11 protein-coding genes are annotated in these 21,410 nt (G+C 43.5%); 1 reads left to right on the forward strand and 10 read right to left on the reverse strand.

The features are described from left to right. Positions 1 to 6: 6 nt before the first annotated feature. The 4 genes from PQ469_RS15315 to PQ469_RS15330 all read right to left on the reverse strand — a co-directional run bounded on the left by PQ469_RS15315 (position 7) and on the right by PQ469_RS15330 (position 7,524). Positions 7 to 1,668, reverse strand: a complete 1,662-nt coding sequence (locus PQ469_RS15315; protein WP_274213757.1) for a polysaccharide lyase — start codon at positions 1,666 to 1,668, stop codon at positions 7 to 9. Positions 1,669 to 1,726: 58 nt separating this feature from the next. Continuing rightward, positions 1,727 to 3,463 (reverse strand): RagB/SusD family nutrient uptake outer membrane protein, encoded by a 1,737-nt coding sequence (locus PQ469_RS15320; RefSeq protein ID WP_274213758.1) that lies wholly within the window; start codon positions 3,461 to 3,463, stop codon positions 1,727 to 1,729. A gap of 98 nt (positions 3,464 to 3,561) precedes the next feature. After that, positions 3,562 to 6,747, reverse strand: coding sequence for a SusC/RagA family TonB-linked outer membrane protein (locus PQ469_RS15325; protein ID WP_274213759.1), 3,186 nt, complete (start codon positions 6,745 to 6,747; stop codon positions 3,562 to 3,564). A gap of 96 nt (positions 6,748 to 6,843) precedes the next feature. Beyond that, on the reverse strand, positions 6,844 to 7,524 hold the full coding sequence (locus PQ469_RS15330; protein ID WP_274213760.1) for a DUF3826 domain-containing protein: 681 nt from the start codon (positions 7,522 to 7,524) through the stop codon (positions 6,844 to 6,846). A 442-nt stretch (positions 7,525 to 7,966) separates the two neighbouring features. Here PQ469_RS15330 and PQ469_RS15335 point away from each other — a divergent pair, with 442 nt between their 5' ends. Further along, the gene (locus PQ469_RS15335) at positions 7,967 to 8,857 is read left to right on the forward strand and encodes an AraC family transcriptional regulator (protein ID WP_090647882.1); all 891 of its coding nucleotides are present in this window, start codon (positions 7,967 to 7,969) and stop codon (positions 8,855 to 8,857) included. A 59-nt stretch (positions 8,858 to 8,916) separates the two neighbouring features. Here PQ469_RS15335 and PQ469_RS15340 read toward each other — a convergent pair whose 3' ends face one another. The 6 genes from PQ469_RS15340 to PQ469_RS15365 form a co-directional block, all read right to left on the reverse strand. Then, a complete protein-coding gene (locus PQ469_RS15340; protein ID WP_274213761.1) occupies positions 8,917 to 9,843 on the reverse strand; it encodes a dihydrodipicolinate synthase family protein in 927 nt (308 codons plus the stop codon). A 30-nt stretch (positions 9,844 to 9,873) separates the two neighbouring features. Next, entirely contained in the window at positions 9,874 to 11,430 is a 1,557-nt protein-coding gene (locus tag PQ469_RS15345) for a sodium:solute symporter family protein (protein WP_274213762.1), read from the reverse strand. Positions 11,431 to 11,662: 232 nt separating this feature from the next. Then, positions 11,663 to 14,470, reverse strand: a complete 2,808-nt coding sequence (locus PQ469_RS15350) for an outer membrane beta-barrel family protein (RefSeq protein WP_274213763.1) — start codon at positions 14,468 to 14,470, stop codon at positions 11,663 to 11,665. 192 nt (positions 14,471 to 14,662) lie between these two features. Further along, positions 14,663 to 16,870 (reverse strand): alpha-galactosidase, encoded by a 2,208-nt coding sequence (locus tag PQ469_RS15355; RefSeq protein ID WP_274213764.1) that lies wholly within the window; start codon positions 16,868 to 16,870, stop codon positions 14,663 to 14,665. A gap of 50 nt (positions 16,871 to 16,920) precedes the next feature. Further along, positions 16,921 to 18,945 (reverse strand): alpha-galactosidase, encoded by a 2,025-nt coding sequence (locus PQ469_RS15360; protein ID WP_274213765.1) that lies wholly within the window; start codon positions 18,943 to 18,945, stop codon positions 16,921 to 16,923. A gap of 125 nt (positions 18,946 to 19,070) precedes the next feature. Continuing rightward, complete coding sequence (locus PQ469_RS15365) at positions 19,071 to 21,407, reverse strand: glycoside hydrolase family 95 protein (RefSeq protein ID WP_274213766.1); 2,337 nt, start codon at positions 21,405 to 21,407, stop codon at positions 19,071 to 19,073. Positions 21,408 to 21,410 lie beyond the last annotated feature (3 nt).

Genomic DNA, 21,410 nt, shown 5'->3' on the forward strand with positions numbered 1-21,410 from the left:
TTATAATTATTTTAACGCAGCCAGTTTCTTTTCTCCTTTAAGCGCCACGGTATTTAAATATACCTCTATATTGGTATAACCACCGCCATTTTTTGCCGGCAAAGCCGAATCGCCGCCATCTTTAGGGTTAAGGCCATGTGCAATTTCCCAGGCATCAGGTAAACCGTCGTTATCCGAATCTTTGTATGGCGTACCTTTATAGTCGGGATATCCGCCAACCTGCCATGGAGCAGTGATGATGCCTAATTTATAAGAATCCTTAGGTAACTTGCGCACTTTAAACTGGAAAGCGGTATCGGTTTCCACCTCTTTATATACAATTTTTCCGGTACGCGCCTGTTCTGTAATGCGTACATCAACCGGGTCGCGCTTGGGAAGTGTGGCGCCCGCATTAGCAATCACAAATTTATAGGCATCCGTAGCCGACATGATAGTTAAAGACGGCATTGGGAACGGAACATCCGATTTCATGTAATCTTTATACTCACCTGCATCAGGTAACTCCTTACCTCCCGGCCCTTCAACCTGGATACCACCGTTCCATGGATCTTTAGTTACCTCAGGATAGCCTTCCATGATGTTACCCACAGCGTATACCCTGCCAAAAAATTTCTCCTTCAGTTTGCTCCTGCCCGATTCGGGTTTCAGTATCCTGTGCCCGACAGGTTCGTTTTTGGGTGTCACCGGGCCGGGTTTAAAGTAGTTATTGATAACGTTATAGTTTGTAGTATAATCGCCGCCATCCATCGAGCGGTGGTGCCAGTTAAATACCACATTGTTTACAAAATTATAAACCCCATTCCAACCCACCGATGGGTTGCGGCCGGTGTTATCGGCCCAAAGGTTACGCATCAAGGAGCTATTTTCGCCGCCTGTAGTGCTGCCAAAAGCATGGTTCCAATAATCCAACGATTCAGAATAGATACAGTTTTGGATGGTGATATTCACCGTACCCAACTTTTCTTCTTTTGAACCATCGCCCGGATCAAACATGTGCCTGTACATCGAAAAGTTTTCATCAAGCCCCCAGCTCGCAGATACGTGATCGGCAATAATATTACCTACAGGATTACCGCCCAATGCATCATCCCTGCGCCCAACGTTTGTTTCGCCACGGCGGAAACGCATGTAACGGATAATTACATCGTGGGTATTTACCCAAAATGATTCGCCGGCAATACAAACACCGTCACCGGGCGCAGTTTGCCCTTCAATAGTGATGTATGGCGCCCTCACTATAATGGGCGTTTTTATACGGATAATACCTGCAACATTAAATACTACTATACGCGCACCACCTTTTTCGCAGGCTTCCCGCAAGGTGCCGGGGCCGCTATCTTCAAGGCTGGTAACCACATACACCTTACCGCCACGACCGCCATAGGTAAATTTGCCGCCGCCTTCGGCCCCGGGGAACGCCGGGATTTTTGCCTGTGGCAAATCAGTCGGCCTTCCTGCCCAGGGCACATAAACCTTACCCCGCCTTTGATCGGCTTTTATTATGGGCAACGCAATTTGCCAGGCCGAGTCTGAACGGCGGGTAGCCTCTTTCATTAATGCTTCACTCTCGTCTTTTACCTTCTGAGGAACCTCCGGGTATTGGGCAAACGCGGGCTTTGCAAACCCCAACGCTGCCACAACTATAAATAAGGCTGTGTGTTTTTTCATATTTAATTGATATTATCTTAAAAATAGGGCTCTTTAAATGAGCGTCCATTTATGTATCTTATTTCAAAGGGTCAAATGCGCCGCCCCAGGTATTGGTTTGCAATAAATTTGAATTGTTTTGCAGCGCTGCCGTAGGTATGCCAAAATAATAATCTTCAGATTGTACTGCAAGGTTATAAGTATCCAGCGTTTTTGATTTAACGGTAAACGATGTGGTATAAAGATCATCTAAAGATGTATTTGCCAAAGCATCGCGGGTTAATAGCAGGTAGTCCTTACCTGTGCCTGTATTATTTAGTGTGATAGTAACGCCCGTTCTCTTTTTGCCATTTAAAGTACTTTCCAGTAATTTCCTGCGGCGCAAATCCCAGTATCTTTTACCCTCAAAGGCCAATTCAATTTGTCGCTCGGTCATGATAGCGCTTATCATTTGATCGGCGCCCATACCTGCCTGCAGGCCGTACAAATTATCGGCGCCCGCTTCAACACCAGCCCTTTTCCTTAAGGCAACCAAATTGGTATAAGCTGTGGTAACATCGCCTAAAGCAGCCGCGCATTCGGCCTGGTTAAGCAATACCTCGGCATAGCGTATCTCAATCCAGTCGGTACCAATATATTGCGTGTTACTTAATGAAATTGAAGGATCAATAGCTTTGCGCAAGTAAAAACCGCTTCCGGTTGGCGACGTAGGCTCGGTAGATTTGGTACTTGTACCGGCGGCATTGCTGTAGTAAAAGTATGTCCACAGCCTGTAATTGGTGTTGCCCAAAAGTGGCCATTTGCAGCCATTGTAAGCTATTGTAAGGTTAAACCGCGGGTCGCGGTTATCAAAAAACGTATTATCAGAATAGGTATACTTTGATGAAGCACCCGGGGCAGCTCCATCAAGCATTGGATAACTTTTCACCATATCCCATGTTGGCTGATTTGAACCGCCTTTTGTGCCCAAGTATGCCGGCCTGGTAGCATTATCGTATCCATTGGGGTTTGTGCCATTATCATCTGTTTGGTTATTATATTCGGTAACCATTACGGCTTCGGTGTTGGCTACTCCCTTTACAAACCATAAACCATCATACGAGGGATAAAGCCCGTATCCGTTTGTAGTAAGCGTTTGGATGGCTGCATCATTGGCTACTTTTGCTGCCTGCCAGCGGGTTGGATCATTTGAAGGGTTAAACTGCGGGCTGGCGTAGGTTAACAACACCCTGCCTTTAAAAGCCGCAACCGCACCCGAAGTAATACGACCGTAATCAGAACCTGTCCATTTGCCCGGCAAATATTTTATGCAGGTATCCAAATCGCTCACTATTTGCTTAAAACATTCTGACGTGCTGTTGCGTGGCAGCAAAGCCGCATTCTTGGCCTCGGCGCCTATGGCTTGCAGGGGCGTTAGCACTAATGGCACCCCACCATATAACCTGACAAGGTCAAAATATCTGAAAGCTCTCCAAAATAAAACCTGGGCACGGTACCTGTTTTTTGTCCCTTGCGGTAATGTACTTGTTGCAAGGCTGGCCAGCGTGGTATTGATAACCCTTATTTTGCCGTAATTATTACTTACCGATACAGCAGTACCAATATCGCCAACGGTTTCAATATTCACGGTACCCTTAACAAAGGCGTTATCGCCGTAAAATTCATCGCACATGGCGCCACCGCCGCCCAAAGCGCCACCTGTACTGCCAAACCATGCCGGCTGATTTGCCGAGTATATATAATTGATATTTAATATAGCCAGCGTCGAATCGTTAAAAACTTCGGTGGGTGTGGTATACTGCAGATCCTCTTTCATAAGAACCTTCTTGCAATTTGTTAGCAGCACGGATAACGTTACTAAAACAATTGCCGATATTATATTTAGTGATTTTAATGTTTTCATTTTTTTAAGATTTAAAAACCTAAGTTTAAACCAAAAGATATTGTACGAAGGTTGGGATATGAAGTAAATGGCGTCGACTGGCTTCGGTAACTGTTTGGATACGGATTTAAAAACGAAACCGGATTAGTTGCTACTACATATGCCCTTACACTGGCCATACCAAGTTTTTTTGAAATATTATCGGGCAAAGCATAGCTTAAATTAGCGCTCGAAATATTCCAGGTAACCGGGCTCACAAACCAAAAATCGGTTGTTACGGCATAAGTTTGATAATAATACGGCGCCGGATATTTTGCTTCAGTGTTGGTTGGTGTCCAGTGATCAGCCCAGAAAACCGGGCGATTTTCTGAAGCGGTAGCCTGTTTGGTTGCCGCTCCTTCAATTGATGCTGTACCGCCCCATGATAAGCCCATGATCACATTTAAACTTAGTGATTTATAGGAGCCGCCGAAGTTAAAGCCCATGGAATAATGATTATTGGATTTATGACCAAGGAACTGTAAATCTTTCGAATCAATTATACCATCGCCATTCAAATCCTGGAAGTTTAACATACCAGGCTTAACCGCCTGCGACATGATAGTTACGTTACCAGCTCCGCCTGCCGCGGTTGCACGTTCTGCAATAATCGCGTCGGCATCGGCCTGTGTCCTGATAATGCCTAATGATTTATAACCCAATGTACCCTGATCTCCTGATTTATTAGTTAAATCCTGGAAGGTACCTGCCAATCCCGAAGACAGGTCATATTTCAGGTACTTATTATCGCTCCAGGTAAAAAACGGGCTAACATTGTAGGTCCAGTTTTTACCTATATGGTCTTTCCATGATACACTCACCTCGTAACCGAATGTGTTGATGCTGCCGTAGTTTTCTGTTGAAGGCGTGGCCCCAACTGTAACCGGAACCGATGAGTTTAAACTGGCCAGCATATTATAGTGATGGTCCCAAAAGTAATCGGCAGTGGCCGATAAACGATTGTTGAGGAAACGAAGGTCGATCCCGTAGTTCGTTTTGGTGTCGTGGTCCCAGGTATAATCAGGATTGGCAATAGCAATGTTGGTTGTTAAGCCTATACCTTTATCGGCGTTGTTGCCGCCAAATACGGCGCCACCGCCGCTTCCGGTACCAATTTTGTAATTTACAGCGTATTGGTATGCTTTTGTGTTATAACTCCCCAACGAACCCACGGAAGCCCTTAGCTTGAAGAAATCGACAAAAGAAACATTTTTAAAGAAATCTTCTTTGGATACCACCCATCCAACAGAACCCGACGGAAAATATCCCCATTGGTTTCTCGGAGGAAAATTGGTATTGGCATCGGCCCTTAACGATAATTCAACCAGGTATTTATCCGCATAACCATAATTTAAACGGGCTGCGTAAGCCTGTTTACCACCTTCACTAATAGAAGATGCCTGGTTTGATGATTGTGCGCCGGTTGTAAAGTTCTGGTTGTCTTTACCGTTAAGTATTACGCCGTCAGCCTCGGCGTTTACGCCTTCAAAACTGGTTTCATATTGCTCATAAAGGGCAATAAATGATATTTCGTGCTTACCAAAAATACGGTTATAGTTAAGGCTGGCGTTAAACTGGTAATTATCCGTAATGCTTGGCGTTAGCCTTACCCTATCCCCGTTTTTTATTGTGGGTGTACCCACAATTGTGCCCCCCGGTATATGGTTATTTGAGCCGGTACCCGAGTATTGGTAATAAACAAAGCTTGTACCGTATTGCTTACTGAAGTTATTATTGATATTCCTGTTATAACTCACATTTGCAGATAAGCCTTTTACACCCGGAATATCGTAGCTTAGGTTAGCCAGCGCATTCATAATGTAATTATTGCTACTGGTATAATTATTTGAGTTTTGTACTGCAAAAAAGTTAATATTATCGGTAGCTGTTCTTGAGCTTAGGTATACCGGATGGCCATCTATAAAATATTGCTGCCATGGCGGTGCCTGGTTTAGTGATAAAAAGTCGTTGTCAAGACTTTCGGATGTGCCAGACAGTTTGTACCAATAGCTTTTGCTTTTGGATACATCTTCGCTTAGCGATAAGCTAAGCTTTAAGCCTTGCGCCAGTTTTGCATCAACACTACCGCGAAAACCAAAACGGTTGGTATTAACACCCGAGAAGTTGGAGTTTTGATTAACGTAATTTGCGCCGGCAAAATAAGTAACCTTATCGTTACCGCCACTAACGTTAACTGCTCCACGCTCAACTAAGGCCGGGTGAAACGCCTGTTTTAAAAAGTTATTGTTGTTATCGGCAAAATAGGCCAGTTCATCAGGAGTATAATAGTTGAGGTCTTTTTTTGTTAAATCTCCGCCTATATAGCCATCAGGGGTTATGTTAAACCCGTTCAAGCCTTGTTCATAATCATTTAACCAAGTTGCCAGTTGTAGGCCCGACATCATTTTAGGCAATTGAACCGCATCTGCCGAACCTGCCGACGCGCTAAAGCTTATTTTTGGCTGACCAGAGTGACCCCGTTTTGTTTTTACAATGATTACGCCATTGGCTCCCTCGATACCGTAAATGGCGGCCGCGGCGTCTTTCAAAATCGAGATATTTTCAACCTCACTCTGATCCAGCAGGTTAAAGTCTGAAAGTGTGCGCTTGGCTCCGTCAATAATGTATAAAGGATCGGTGCTGCCACCATCTTTTGCCAGGAAAATGGGGTTGCGAATAGTGATAGACGCATTTTGCCCGGGCCTTGCTGTACCGCCGGATACGCCAACCGCGGCGTTGGTACCCTTTAGCGCGGCAGCAAGATTGGTTGTTGGGATATCTTGTATCTTCGTCATATCTACGGTTTCAACAGCGCCGGTAAGGTGACTTCTTTTTTGGGCTCCGTAACCAACTATCACCACCTCGTCAAGATTGCTTGATGTGGGTACCATTTTAAAATCGGCATTCATTTCGCCAACATTTAATGTTTTTTCCTGGAACGAGTAGCCAATGTATTGTACTCTGATTACCACGCTTTGCAAGTTGGTAACTTTAATAGAATACCTGCCACTGGTATCGGTTGTGGTACCGGCTGTGCTCCCTTTTACCTGAACAGAAACGCCTATCAGGGGCTCGTTTTTGTCGCTGCTCACCACCTTGCCGGTTACGGTTCGGGTTTGGGCCTTCAACATACTACTGATAATCAGCAATATCGAAAATAAGAGGAAAAATTTTCTCATAAACTCATGGATTTGAATTTCATAATTCTGGTTAATTAATTGGTTATAATTGATGTTCAGGCAATACTTCTCACTTTATCAACCCTACTTTTTTAGTTATTTTTTTGTAGCAGCCCTTTCTTTAATCCGTTTTTGCCACTCCTCGCCTTCCTTCTTCATGTCGTATCCCTGCGCCGACAGGTAATTATTGATACGGCCCTTAAATTTGCCAAACCAGGCGTGCTTTTTCTCTGACGATTCCGCATCTATAGCATTTTCACGCGCTTCCAGCAACCAGCCTTTTATTTTATCTTTTTGCAGGCTGGAAAGGTTAGGTATCTCATCTAAATAAGCGGTGTACGTTATGGGGTAAATGCGATAAGTCATGCCATCCTTTACTTTATCCACCTGGTCGGCATTTAGTTCGGCAGTTAATTTTGAAAGGTATTGGCCGTGCAGCACGCTCAGCTGTTTAACCATCCCACTATCCACATCTGCGGTTTTGGTTACCGCTGCCGCTTTATCATCGGCAAACTGTTGTTTAATTGCTTTGTTTTTAGCGTTCCTGTCGTTGTATATATCATTAAGATTCCGGTACTGGTCAACTATAATATCGCGCACCTTTTTGTACTTCACCGAGTCGCTAATATTTAACACATCAACAATTTTTGCGGCGCGTTGCATAATTACCGCGGTGTACTTATCGCCGGTATTACTATCCGGCGCCGATTGTGCAAGCGACGCTGTGCATCCTGCAAAAATCAACGCCAGTATAACAGTATATTTTTTCATCATCATTTTTACCTAATTAAAAATTAAAATTTGAACTTCATATAAAATATTGACAATCAATTTATTAATAAATATCACTATATATTTTTCAGTTTATTTGATCGTATTTACAACAATAAAACAAATTGATATTTATTACTAATACCTTATTTAAAAACTATATGTTGACTACCTTTATTGGTTTATATATTTGGCTGCAGCAAACTGTTTTACAGGATGCTTAAACAAATATCAAATATTAGGGGGTGCAATTTCTACCTGTATTTATCAATTTATTGTACGATCCTATCATAACCTTAATTTCACAGCTGATGTAACAAACGTCAAAGAATTGTTACCATTTTATAAACATCTTTTGCATTAATTTTTATAATTTTAAATATTGTAAGCCATATAGAAAGCAGTGTTCAAACTGTTTATTTTATAACCAGTATATTGATTTTTTAAAATGAAGCCTCATTTCCTTAAGGTTGCTGTAAAACCACAGAACTCTTTTAGCATCAGGCATGATATTTTGCCAACCTTCCGGGGTATCTGGCATTATCATCCCGAACTGGAGCTGCATTACGTAATTAAAGGCGAAGGTGTGCGTTTTATTGGTGATAATATCAGCAATTTTTCGCCCGGCGAGATCACCTTACTTGGCGAGGCCTTACCCCACTGCTGGCGCTGCAAGGACGAATACTTTTTACCCGATTCTGGCTTGAACGTAGAGGTTATTGTAATTCACTTTTTACCGGATTGTTTGGGCAAATATTTATTGAATTTGCCCGAAACTTACCTACTGCCAAAACTATTTGAAAAGGCTAAAAGCGGCATGGTGATAAAAGGCGAAGCCAGGGAAAAGCTGGCTGGGTTAATGCGCCAGGCGGTTGAGGCAACCAACCTCGAACGCATCATTGTGTTGCTATCTATTTTGAAAATACTGGCCGAAACTGAAGAGTTTGCCCCGATCATTCTCTCACACAGCGAATTTCACCAGTCAAACGAATCGGATACCATCCGGCTGAATAAAGTGTGCTCATACACACTTGCCAACTATAAACAGGAAATCAGCCTCGAAAAAATAGCAGCTATAGGTAATTTAAGCGTTACCTCGTTTTGCAGGTATTTTAAGCTGATGACCAAGAAAACGTATTTTGATTTTTTAACGGAGATAAGGATCAGTCACGCCTGCCGGTTTTTAATTGAGGATAAGCTGCCTACCGAAGTACTATGTTTTGAGTGCGGCTACAATAATATATCAAATTTTTACCGTCATTTTAAACGGGTTACCAACATGACCCCGCTGGAGTACAAGAGGCGATATATTAAAGGACAAAAGGCTGCTGTGGCATAGCTAATTGATTTATATATTATAATTAACAAGTCGGCTTTTAGCTATTCTGCTTTTAGCTCTTACAAAATACCGATATTATTTTGCAGTAAAGTATAACTGCTATACAAATCTTCCATCTGGTTACGCACCGAAGCCGAAAATTGCCCCACGTTGCGCCTTGTAACTGTCGAAATTTTTAATCCGCGCCTGGTTAGATAATATTTAGCTATAACCGGGTATACATTATGCATCACAACCATATTATCTGTTAAAAACTCTTGTACCATGTTTACCTCGTGCTGCAAAGCCTCATTGGCATAATTATTACACAACCATACAATTAGCTCCGGAAAAAAATTCCCCTGGATACATGATAGGCCGGCCGAACCTGCTTTTAAAGTTTCAACGGCGTGCCCCATATATGCATCGTATAAACCAAAGGCCGGGTTTACGGCCTGGGCAGCCAATTTTTGATTTACCTGGCCGATATCAAGACAGGTATCTTTATGGTAAATTACCCTGCCGGTAGCAACAAAATCAGTAAGCTGCTGTGGTGATAACAGCCTTTTGTAAGGCACCGGGCATTCGTAAAAACCCAGCGGGATGCCTGTAGTTTGGTCAAACAAGTCAAATACCCGGTCGTTCAAAACTTCATCTGCCTCGTTAACATCAGCCAGTAAACTTGTAATGGCAATTACCGCTGTTGTACCTGTATCATGTACTTTTTTTATAAAATCGGCTTGATGCGTAACGGTGCCGCCAAAGGTACCTGTGGCTACTACGGGCACAGCGCCATTCACCACTTTTATAACGTGCTTAATAAGTTGCAGCCGCTCATCCTCCTTAAGTTCAAACATCTCGCTGGATAGGCAATTGGCAAATACCCCTGTGGCACCCGCCTGCAAATACATCTCTGTAAGTTGCGTAAGTGCATCATAATCTATACCTCCGTCGCTTTTAAAAGGCGTTAACATTACCGGTATAAACCCTTTTTTTGCCTGTTCCATTTGTTTTCTGATTTAAATTTAAGTGAGGAATTAAACCGTTTGCCGCCTTGCTTTTGTTAAAAGTATGCCCGTAAGGAAAATAGCGAGCGTACCCACCACAATAATCATATTTGTATTGAAGGTACTACGAAGCGATGCGTACTGATCTGGAATAATGGCCGGGAATGTAAGCCAAATGATAACTATAACACCTATAATGGTAGCTATAATTGCCTCGTGATTGCTGGTTTGCCTGCTGATGATGCCCAATAAAAACAACCCCAGCATGCCCGCAGCAAATATGCCCGAAAGTTGCCACCATAAATCCAGAATACTTTTTGCCCCTATCATAGCTATGCCCACGCCCATACCGGCAAACCCGAATACTACGGTGCCAATATGTAATAAAAAAAGTGTCTGCTTGCTGTTAAGCTTCGGTTTAAAATACCGTTTATAAATATCAACTGCAAAAACAGTAGCCGATGCATTCATACCCGAACTAATGGTGCTCATTGCGGCCGATAAGATTGCGGCAACAATAACACCCACCAACCCTGTTGGAATACGGGTTACCATAAAATGAGGCATAATTTTATCGCCATAATCGGCAGGCGTTAATGTGGCCATCAGGGCGTTTACCTGGCCGGGGGTAGCCGTTAACGGAAGCCGTTCCGCAGCTACCTGGTGCTTTATACTCAAAAGTAAACCGGGATGCAGGCTATAATAAGCGTACAGGCAGGACCCTATCGCAAAAAAAAGAAACGATGCCGGGATATATATCAGCACGCAAAGCCACACCGATTTTGCTGCCTGCCTGGTTGATTTTGCCGCATGATACCGTTGTATATAATTTTGGTCCATCCCAAAATTGTTAAGGTTTATAAAAAAACCGTAAAACAATATTACCCAAAACGTGGGCTGTGTAAAATTTAACGAGAAACTGCCCAGGCTAAACTTATCGGCTGTTTTACCTATGGACAGTATTTGGGCAAAACCGCCTGACACATTGGTTACCACCAGGTAAATAATAAGCACTGCTCCCAGTGTTTTTACAATGGCTTGTACTACCTCTGTCCAGATAACCGCTTTTATACCACCCGATACTGTGTAGATGATAATAGCAATACCCATAACAAGCATTATCAGTTTCATAGACACCCCGGTAAGCGCCTGCAGGCTTAATGCAATACCAAAAAACACCGAGCCCATGCGCGCCAGCTGTGTAAGTAAAAAACAAATAACCGCATAAGTGCGCGCCCATGCCCCAAAACGTTTTTCGAAATGGGTATAGGCTGATACTTCGCCGCTGTTACGGTAAAATGGTATAAAATATTTAACCGCTATCCACGCCGCCAGGGGCATAGACAGGCTGAATACAAAAGCGCTCCAGTTACCGCCATAGGCTTTACCAGGCACGCCCAAAAAAGTGTTGCTGCTTAAAAATGTGGCATATAGGGATAGCCCTATAGCCCAGCCCGGTATCAAACCCGAGCCGGTGGTAAATTGCTCGACATTCTTATTCTTCCGCGAAAAATAAAAGCCGATTAATACCATGGCAATAAGGTAAATACCTATAACGGCAAAATCGACCACGGGTAACATTTTCATGTTTGGAACGGGTTGAACGGTAAAAGTTTATATTATGGTTTAAAATTATATTAACAAATGTAGCATTGTGGCTGTATCATTTACTGTAACATTTTTTCAGACTATTGTATGATATTAGCATTGGGTTGCAGAAAAATCACCGGTCAATTTTTAAGTTTTTTGGCTGCCAAATTTGCTGATGTATTCATTTGATCTACAAAGAAACCGACGATATAATTGAAAGAGGTTTATATTATTCAATAAAACTTCCGTCCCCTCTCCTTTTCATCCGTTGTCCGTGACGCATGGGCGAGCCCGTCCATTTTTGCAGGTTTAGCTTGGCGCTGAACATGAAGTAGCGGCTTTGGGCGTTACTGAGGGTGTTGGTTACCGAGTTTTCGGTTGTTACCTGGTTAACAAAGTTGTTTTGCTTTAATATATCAAATACCTGGAATGTGAGCGTAAGGTTGCGGCGCTTAAAAAACTGCTGTTCAATGTATGCGTTAATGACCAAAGGATTACGGGTAAGGTTTTGCGATATCCCTTTTACGAAGTTTTTATTAGCATTGTAGCCAAAGGTAGCAGTACGCCCGGTAAGGAAATAAAACTTACCATCAATGGCTAAAGCCGTTGTGCTGATATTGGTATTTACCGAATGCGGCAGCGTGAAATATGATTTTGCCACGTCATAGGAAACGTACGGGTTAATTTCTACCGATTCGCTTGGGTTTATTTGTGGGCCTAAACGTTCGTTAAAATGCCAGGTAGTGGTAAAGTTTTGAACGTTGTTACTCATTGACACGCCATGGCCGTAATTGATGGTGCCGTTAAGCGACAGGTTATATTTCCTATTGTCCAGTTGTTTCGAAATATTGTAGTTACCGCCAATGGTGTAACTGCCGTTTAAGTTTATGTAATGTGTCTCGTTTTTTAAAGCACCAAGGGTATCGGCTATCTGCACCGTATTGGTAACAATCTGGTTTTTAATAAAGCTGACGTTGGCGTTTGCCGATACGTTGAACTTTGAATCGACTATGTAGTTATTGTATTGCAAATTGATGGAATTCCTGAATGATGGTTTCAAATCGGGGTTACCCACAACCGGGTTTTGCGGATTAGACTCATCGCGCACAGGCTGAATCTGGTTAAATGAAGGCTCTTGCGGGCTGCCAGAATAGTTAACCGAGAAACGCTCCTGCTTTGACCATACGTACTGAAAACGCACTATCGGGATCAGATTAAAATTAGTGCGGTGCGTACTTACCACCCCACCGGTTACTTTTGTTCCGTCCAAAACGGTTGGCACACCGGTTACACCTATTGATACATTATATTTTTTTTGATTAATGCGATAATTAAGTGCAAGGCGGGTTTCGGTAAATGAGTATTTAAAAACATTACTCAATGAATCGACAAGACTGCGCCTGCCCAGCGAATCGATATTATAGGTATAGGCCTGGTTATCATAACTTCGCGAATTTACCTGGGCGTTAAACTCAAGTTGCGACACATCGGTAAGGGGCTCAACGTAGGTAAAACTCGTCCTGAAGTTTTTACTCAGGTTACTGCGGCTGATGTGGCGGTTCACCAGTGAATCTTTTAAAACATGATTAGTAGAATCCTGGTAGTAGATGATGTTATTATCCTGCTCGTTAACTGTTTCATTATCCGCCCGGTTGTAGCTTACCTGCAGCGATAGGTTGCGCTTTGGTTTTTTAAACAAATGCTGATAAAATACAATAGCTCCCCAGGTGGGCACGGTATTATTGCTACCGGTTAATCCTAAAATATCCTGGTGAATGAGACCGGTTTTGAAACTTTGAGATGTGTTTGTTGAATTTACACCCGAGTAGCTAAAACTGGGAGTCACTTTTAGGTAATTAGCGCTATCAATATTATACTCCAGTTCCAGGTTTACATTATGAGTTTTGTTATTATTTTGTGAATTGGAGTTCCTGATAAAATTAGTGGTACCCAATGTGCTAAACTGTTGACCATCGCTATGGTTAATAGAATTAACATCCCTGAAATTATAATTATAGCTGGTATTTATCTGGATTTTTTTGGTGAGATAACTCCGGTAACTGATATTAGGCCCACCTGTTTTGGTAGTACCGCCACTGCCGCCACCGGTTCCGCCCGAAACACCATTTACGGTGTTTACAAAACTGCCTATCACCCCTATCTGCTCGTTGCCGTTTATCCGTTGAAAAAACAGGCGGTTATCATAACGGTCGTCACTGCCTGCACCCGCGCTTAATCGACCAACATTACCCACCGATCTATCGGCCCTTGTGGTAATATTCAACACTTTTTGCGGGTCGCCATCTTTGATGCCGGTCCGGGCCGCCTGGTCGCCATAGTCGTCAATTATCTGTACTTTATCAACTATATCGGCAGGCAAATTTTTAATGGCCTGGGCAACATCTCCCCCAATATAATCTTTACCATTCAGCCGGGCCTTTACTACGGCCTGGCCCTGGTGGGTAACCGTTCCGTCTTTGGCAACTTCCACACCCTCCATTTTTTTAATCAGTTCGTCAACAGTTGCGTTCGGGCGTACTTTATAATCGCTGGCACGATACTCAACCGTATCGGTTTTGTAAGTAACACTTGGCTCGCCATTTATCACTACTTCGCCCAGCATGTGTTGCTGCGGCTTCAAAACAAAAGCATCAAGTTCTAAACTGCGCGATTCGTCATTGTTCAGCATCTTGCGGACAACCGTTTGGAACCCCACGCTGGTAACAGTGATAACAAAAGTAGCCGATTTAACCTTCCCAAACCTGAACTTACCTGTCGGGCCGGTACTGGTAACCATGCTGTCTGTAGCCGATATCAGTTTAATGGTTGCCCCTTCCAGTTTTTTATTTGCAGTATCCTTCACTACCCCATAAACTTCCCTGAAAGGTAAAGGACCTTTTTGATCTTTGGTACCCCGTTGCTTCCCAAAGTTGCCGGCGCCACTGTTTCCATTACCGTTACCACCTCCCCGGCGGTTTTGGGCATAGCCTATGGCGGCAAACGTCAATATAAATAAACAGAGTAAAGTTTTTTTCATGGTAAGGCGGATGTAGCTGGGTTAAGTCCTGAGTTAAAAGTCCTGAGCCAGAAGTTATAAGTAGCAAGCTGACTTATAACTTGAGGCTATCAATTTAAAACTTGTAAAGTTGACAGGAATTAATCCGGCTAAAAATACAAGGCCACAACGGTTTATTTTAAACTGTTGCAGCCTTGTTACATAACATCCTTGTTACTTGCTTTCTTCAAGCTGCAAAACAACACTTGCTCTGCCGCTGTTAACATCGGGGTTGATGCCTACAGTCATTAAGAAATCGCCTGTTAAAACCAGGTTATTTTCGATAGATGAGTTGGAGCCTGCATAAAGGTTAATCTCTTTAACCAGGTATTTTTTTTGCGGATTGAGGCCTTTCAGGCGGATAGGCACCTTTGTTCCGGCATTGTAACGATTATTAACCAAATAGTTAAATACCACTGCTTTTGATTTGCTTTCATTAACATACATAATAGATGCGGCATCGTTATCCCACGGCGATTGCAAACGATATTGGTCGCCGTGCCAGATGGCATCTTTCAGGTATTCATAGTTTTTAAGCGCGTCATGCACATAGGTAAGGTCTTGCTCACTTAGTTTGCTTACTACAATGTCAAACCCAAGCTTACCCATCATAGCCACGTCCGTGCGGAATTTTATAGGTTGTTTACCCCAGTCGGTAACATGGTTTGAACTGGTCATAGCCGGGTAAAAGTAGGAGTACTCCCATTGGATAAACACCCTTTCCAGCGGTTCGGTGTTATCACTCGGCCAAAATTCAGTAAAGTACTTAAGCGCGCCGTAGTCAACACGGCCACCGCCGCCAGAGCACAGCATCAAAGGTACTTTGGGATATTTTGCCCTTACACGTTCCAATACTTTGTACAAACCGAAAACATAATCGGTATATAAATGCGATTGGTCTTTTTTCAAATAAGCCGAATATGCATTATAAATCACCGCGTTACAATCCCATTTAATATAGGCCAGGGTTGGGTTTTTGGTAAACAGGTCATCCACTATGCCGAATACAAAATCCTGAACTTTAGAATTAGCAAGATCCAGCACCAACTGGTTGCGGAAATACTTTTCGGGCCGGTTTGGTTGCTTTATCACCCAATCGGGATGTTTGCTGTAAAGTTCACTTTTGGGGTTAACCATTTCGGGCTCAATCCAAATGCCGAATTTCACGCCATCGGCAGTTGCTTCCCTTACCAACGAACCAATGCCATTAGGTAATTTCAGTTTATTTTCCTGCCAATCGCCCAAACCGGCATGATCATCATTACGCGGAAATTTGTTAGCAAACCAGCCATCATCTAACAAAAACAAATCGACACCTAATTTTTTGGTATCTTTTAATAAACCAAACAGTTTGCTTTCATTAAAATCAAAATAGGTCGATTCCCAGTTGTTCAGCAAAGTAAGCCTATCACCCTGGCCATCAACAATTTTATATTGGCGTGCCCAACGTTGCAGCTTACGGCTGGCATCTCCCTTACCATGATCTGAATAAGTATAGACAAACGCCGGCGTAGTAAACTCCTGTGCAGGTTTAAGATGATATTCGGCCGCAGCATTGTTAATACCGGCAATAACCCTTAAGTTATTGGATACATCCAACTCCAGATCGATTTTAAAATTGCCCGACCATTCCAGCGCGCCAAGCATTACTTTACCTTCATCCTCGGTAGCAGGTTTATCCATAGATACCATGAACATAGATGGCTCATACAAATTAGCGCGGGTACCCAGTTTGCTGTCAATAGTTTTAATGCCGTGGGTTAGCCTTGCCTCCTCGGGCTGCATCTCTAATGCCCAGTTACCGTGGTATTGTTTTAGCCAAAAGCCATTACCTTTTAAATTAAGATTGGCCGATGCATATTTGTTCAGGGTTACTTCACCCTTTTCGTTATGCTTTATAACCGACCATTGCTCGGTAACGTCCTCTTTAAAATAGGTTTTATAATATAATGTTACTTCAAACGGGTAGGCAGGATCTTTCAGGTTAACAGTAAGCAGGCTTATATCCTCGTCAACTTTGGTCACGGTGTGGCTTACATAAACCAGGTTGAGGGATTTATTACCATCGGTATGCGTCACGGTTATTGCCGGTTCGGCCAGGCTTTGCGAACCTGATGCCATATAGGCTTCAGTTAACACACCCGAGTCATCGGCCTGCCGATACATTTTGCCAATATGTTCGTATTCTTTGGCGTTACCCAGCTTACTGCCGAAGTAAACCATTTTAAGGGTTTTATCGCCTCCGGTTTGCAGCACCAGGGCATTATTTTGTGTTTCTACCGGGATGGTAACAGTTTGGGCGTAGCTTCCCATAGCCATCACCATCGAACTTACAAGCACCACACCAAATGGCAATGCTTTGTTTGTAAACGTCTTTCTCAATTTTTTATAGGTTATTAATCAGGTACAAATAAGGTTAAATTTATTGATTATTAGTTCTTGAACTCAAATTTATATAATACAGCATCAGCGGCAGGCAATTTTACATTCAAATCTGTATTCGTGCCTTTCAGTATTTCGGTAACTTTATATTTTTGCAGGGGCAGGCCTAATCTTTTAAAATCCAATGCAAACGCTTTAGGCTTATCCGAGTAATTAAATACGGCCACATAATACGCATTCCCGATTTTTTGAGTGAACAGTTCAGACGCGTTTTCGCCGGTATTACCCTCAACCGGTTTAAAGGATTTACCATTTTTAATAACCGTTAAAATCTCCGGATTTTGATACCACGCTATAGCCCTTGAGCTCCACTGTCCGTGTACGGAAAAATCGTCGCCGGTAATAAACGTACCGGTAACTATGGCCGAAAGCATCCGGGCGCGGTTGGCCCCTTCAGTTTCGTTGTTTAATACCACATGGTCGGCATCAACAAAATTGTACAAATAGGTTTGCCACCAGCCATAGCTTACACTGTTTAAGGTGTACTGCGTATTATCGATACTTTTAAAAGCATCGCAGGCAATGCGGCGGGTATGCACATAGCGGCCCGATGCCAGACTTGGCGATATAGCGGCGTAAATGAGCATCTGATCGCCCAATTTGCTGACCAGGTATTCCATCCCTTTACGGTAGGCCTGCATTCCTGTAGTTATGGCAGGATCATAAAAATGGGTAGACTCGGCGGTAGCATGCCCCAGGAAATCTATTTTAATCATCTTAAAGCCGCATTCTTTCAGCTTACCAATCACCAAATCAATATGTTGAAGCGTTGCGGGGTGTGTAGGATCAACAGCCCTTGCGCCATCAATATCGTGGTAGCCTTTACCAACTTTTGTCCAGGTTTCGCCGTAGGTATAATTAGTGCCGGCTACTTTTCTGTCGGGACCATCTTTCCAGCCCCAATCAGTAAATGGCGCCCAATAAACTCCGGGTTGCAATCCCTTGCTTTTGCAATAGTCGGCAAACTCCTTCAGCCTGCTGTAATCTCCTTCTAAGCCGCCCTTCAGCATAAAATCCCAATAGGAATCCAAATCGATAAAAGCAGTGTTACCGGTGCGGAAGGTTGACAGGCTATCGGCAAAAAAATCGGCCACTTTTGTGGCTTTCTCGTAGGTTAGTTTTTCCTGCATCACGCCCCAGCTATTCCATCCAACAGGCGTAGGTTTTGTCCAGTTAAAAACAAACGGAGGTTCGGCAATGCGGTTGGCTTTAGCATATTCTTCCATACCGGTTCGCCAGTCATTGTAGTAACCAATAAATATCTTGGGCGACTGCACTATATCACCTTTAACTTCTCCGTGCTCGATATTATCGCGGGTTACGCTTTCTTCGGTATATCCGCTCCAAACAACTATCCGGTTGCCTTCGCCGGTGGCCGTACTGCGTACCCCGGTTTTCCAAACCTCATGCTCAACAGAACCAGCTATGTAACCGTTGCGACTGGCGTTGTCATATACCGTACCAACTTCGGCACTGGTATTGCTGAACGGGGCCTTGAACTCTTTGGCGTTATACCGGATAAACGTATCGTTATCAAAGGGCACAAAAACGCTGCGGGCATCGCCCGTAACAGCCGGAATATTCCCGGAAAACGGAATAATGGAATTACTGGATATTTTTTTTCCTGTCAATACAACCTGGGTCAGGAAAAATTCCCTGCCAGGGTAAACGTAAAATACCTGTTCAATTTTTGGCAGGTTATTACGGGTAAGTGTTACTACGTATTTTTCGCCTTTGCCAAAACCATCATTAATAGCCGTAGTAGCATATTTACGATATAAATTATCAGTTGTGGCTACGGCTACATCTTTTATTTTGAAAGTGGCTGTTATATTAGAAAAAAATATTTTTTTGCCATGATAAACATTATAGGTGCCGGTTTTAAGGTCGTAAACAATGCTGTTGCCTTTACCGTATGGGATTGTTACGGTACTCGTTTGTTTGGCTGATGCAATACTAAACAGTGATTGCATGGCTAACGACAGGGTAAAAATTATTTTATAGTATATTTTCATTGATTGGCATTTTTAATAATAGAGCGTCATTGCGAGGCACGAAGCAATCCCCGATATGCTAAGTCCCACATAGTTTGGGATTGCTTCGTGCCTCGCAATGACGGTAGTTTAGTACGTTGATTTAACTACACCTTTTGCGCCATCACCTCTTTCATCACCCCGTTAACCTTTATTTTCACTTTACGCGGCGTGGTTGAAGTGACGCGGTAGCTAATAACCTTACCATCTTTCCATTTAAAATCGACAGTAAAATTGCCACGGGCACGTAACCCTTTCACATCGCCGGATGCTTTCCAGCTATCGGGAATTGCCGGTATCAGGTTGATATAGCCTTCATGGCTTTGGATCAGCATTTCGGCAATACCGGCAGTTGTGCCAAAGTTTCCATCTATCTGGAACGGCGGACCTGCTGATAACAGGTTTGGATAAATACCGCCACCCGCACCATAATTGATACCTGTGCTTGTAGTCGGCTTCATGATCTCGGTAAATAGTTTGTAGGCCCGGTTGCCATCGTGCAGTCTGGCCCAGAATAAGAGCTTGTAGGCGATAGACCAGCTTGGCCCATCATCGCCACGTACATCCAGGGTCTTCTTAGCTGCGGCTGCCAGGTCGGGCGTGCCGTCTGCTGTAATTTCGGATGCCGGATAGATCCCATACAGGTGAGAGATGTGCCTGTGCTGTGACTCGGTTTCCTTGTAATCTTCCAGCCATTCCTGTATGCGGCCATCCTTGCTGATGATACCGGCGGGTGGAATTTCTGTTAACCGCTTTTTTAATTGGGAACGAAAAGCGACATCAATACCTAAAGTTTCCGAAGCGGTAATTACGTTGGCAAACAACTCGCGCATAATCTGATTATCGATAGTGGCACCGATGCAGATACTGGCGTGATTGCCGCTGCCATCGGGCATCATAAAGCTATTTTCGGGCGATGATGACGGTGCAGTAACCATATAACGGCTTTTAGGGTCTTTTACCAATATGCTGTTGTAAAACTGTGCCGAGCCCTTTAAAATGGGGTAAATGCTTTTTAGGTAATTTTTGTCATTTGTAAAAGCATAATGATCCCAGATATTGCTGCACAACCAACCCGAACCAGCCTTGGTTACTCCCCATGAAGCGCTTTCGCCAGGCTCTGTCCATCCCCAAACGTTGGTGATAACGTGGGCAACCCAGCCATCGGCGTTGTAATAAGCTTTAGCTGTACGCTCACCGTTTTTTACCATGCCGCGCACCAGTTCAACCAATGGCAGGTTTAGCTCAGACAAGTTGGAAACCTCAACCGGGAAATGGTTCATTTGTACATTTACATCCAGGTGGTAGTCACCGTTCCATGGGGTGTGTACTTCGTTGGCCCATAGCCCTTGCAGGTTGGGCGGCAACAAGCCTACCCTTGTACTGCAAATGCTTAAATAGCGCCCAAACTGGTAAAACAATACCGGCAAGCCTTTATCATCGGCAGGCGCTTTATGGAAGCTAATGAGCCGCTGATCGGTAGTTTCTGTCGGGTTATCGTTACCTAAATTGATGCTTACACGGTTAAACAGCTTTTGAAACTTCCTGGTATGTTCCTGCTTTTCTAAGGCATAGGGCTTTAACATAGCAGTGGCCAAATTCCGCTCCATCTTCGCCTTAAAACCGGGGCTTTTAAAGTCGGTAGTTGCCGAAATATAGATAATAACCTCGGTAGCATTTTTTATAACCAGGCTATTATCTATGGCGGTTAATGTACCGCCGGTGAGTTTGGCTTTCACATTGGCAATGTATTGCATACCGTTCCCATCGGTGCCATTATCCAACCGGCCTTCCATTTGCAGCGTATTACCAATTGTGGTGGTTTTTGACCGCTCGGGGCGGCTAATGCCAATAGCAAAATTCAGCTGACCAGGTTTATCGGCAGTAAGTTTGATAACATCTATATCACTTCCAAAACTGGTAAAATACTCGCGCTTATAAGTAACACCGTTAACAGTATAAGTACTTTTTGCTAAAGCATTATCAAGCGATAATTCCCGCTGATAGTTGGTATATTTAGTAGCATCGGCACCATTATAGTCAAACTTCAGGGTTAGATCGCCCAGGGTTTGAAAACAGCCCCATTGTTTGCCTCCCGATCCGGGGCCCTTGCACACAAAATCTTTATCAATCAGGGCCTGTGCCTCCACGTTTTTTCCGGCCAATAATAATGCCTTTATTTCGGGCAGTTTTTTATAGGCATCATAATTATTGGCATCCTGTACTGATCCCGACCAAAGTGTAATGTCATTAAGTACAATTTTTTCGTCGCTCACTCCCCCATCCGGCATCATGCCTAAACGGCCATTGCCCAATGCGAGGGTCTCTTCCCAGCGCGATGCGGGCTTATCGTAATGCAAAGTAAGCGCCCTTTTTTGGGCGATTGAGACCGTCGACAGCAATAAAAGAACGGCCGCAACGGATATGTTTTTTGTAAAATTCATTTA

The sequence above is a fragment of the Mucilaginibacter sp. KACC 22773 genome (assembly GCF_028736215.1).
In the GTDB taxonomy this organism is placed as follows: domain Bacteria; phylum Bacteroidota; class Bacteroidia; order Sphingobacteriales; family Sphingobacteriaceae; genus Mucilaginibacter.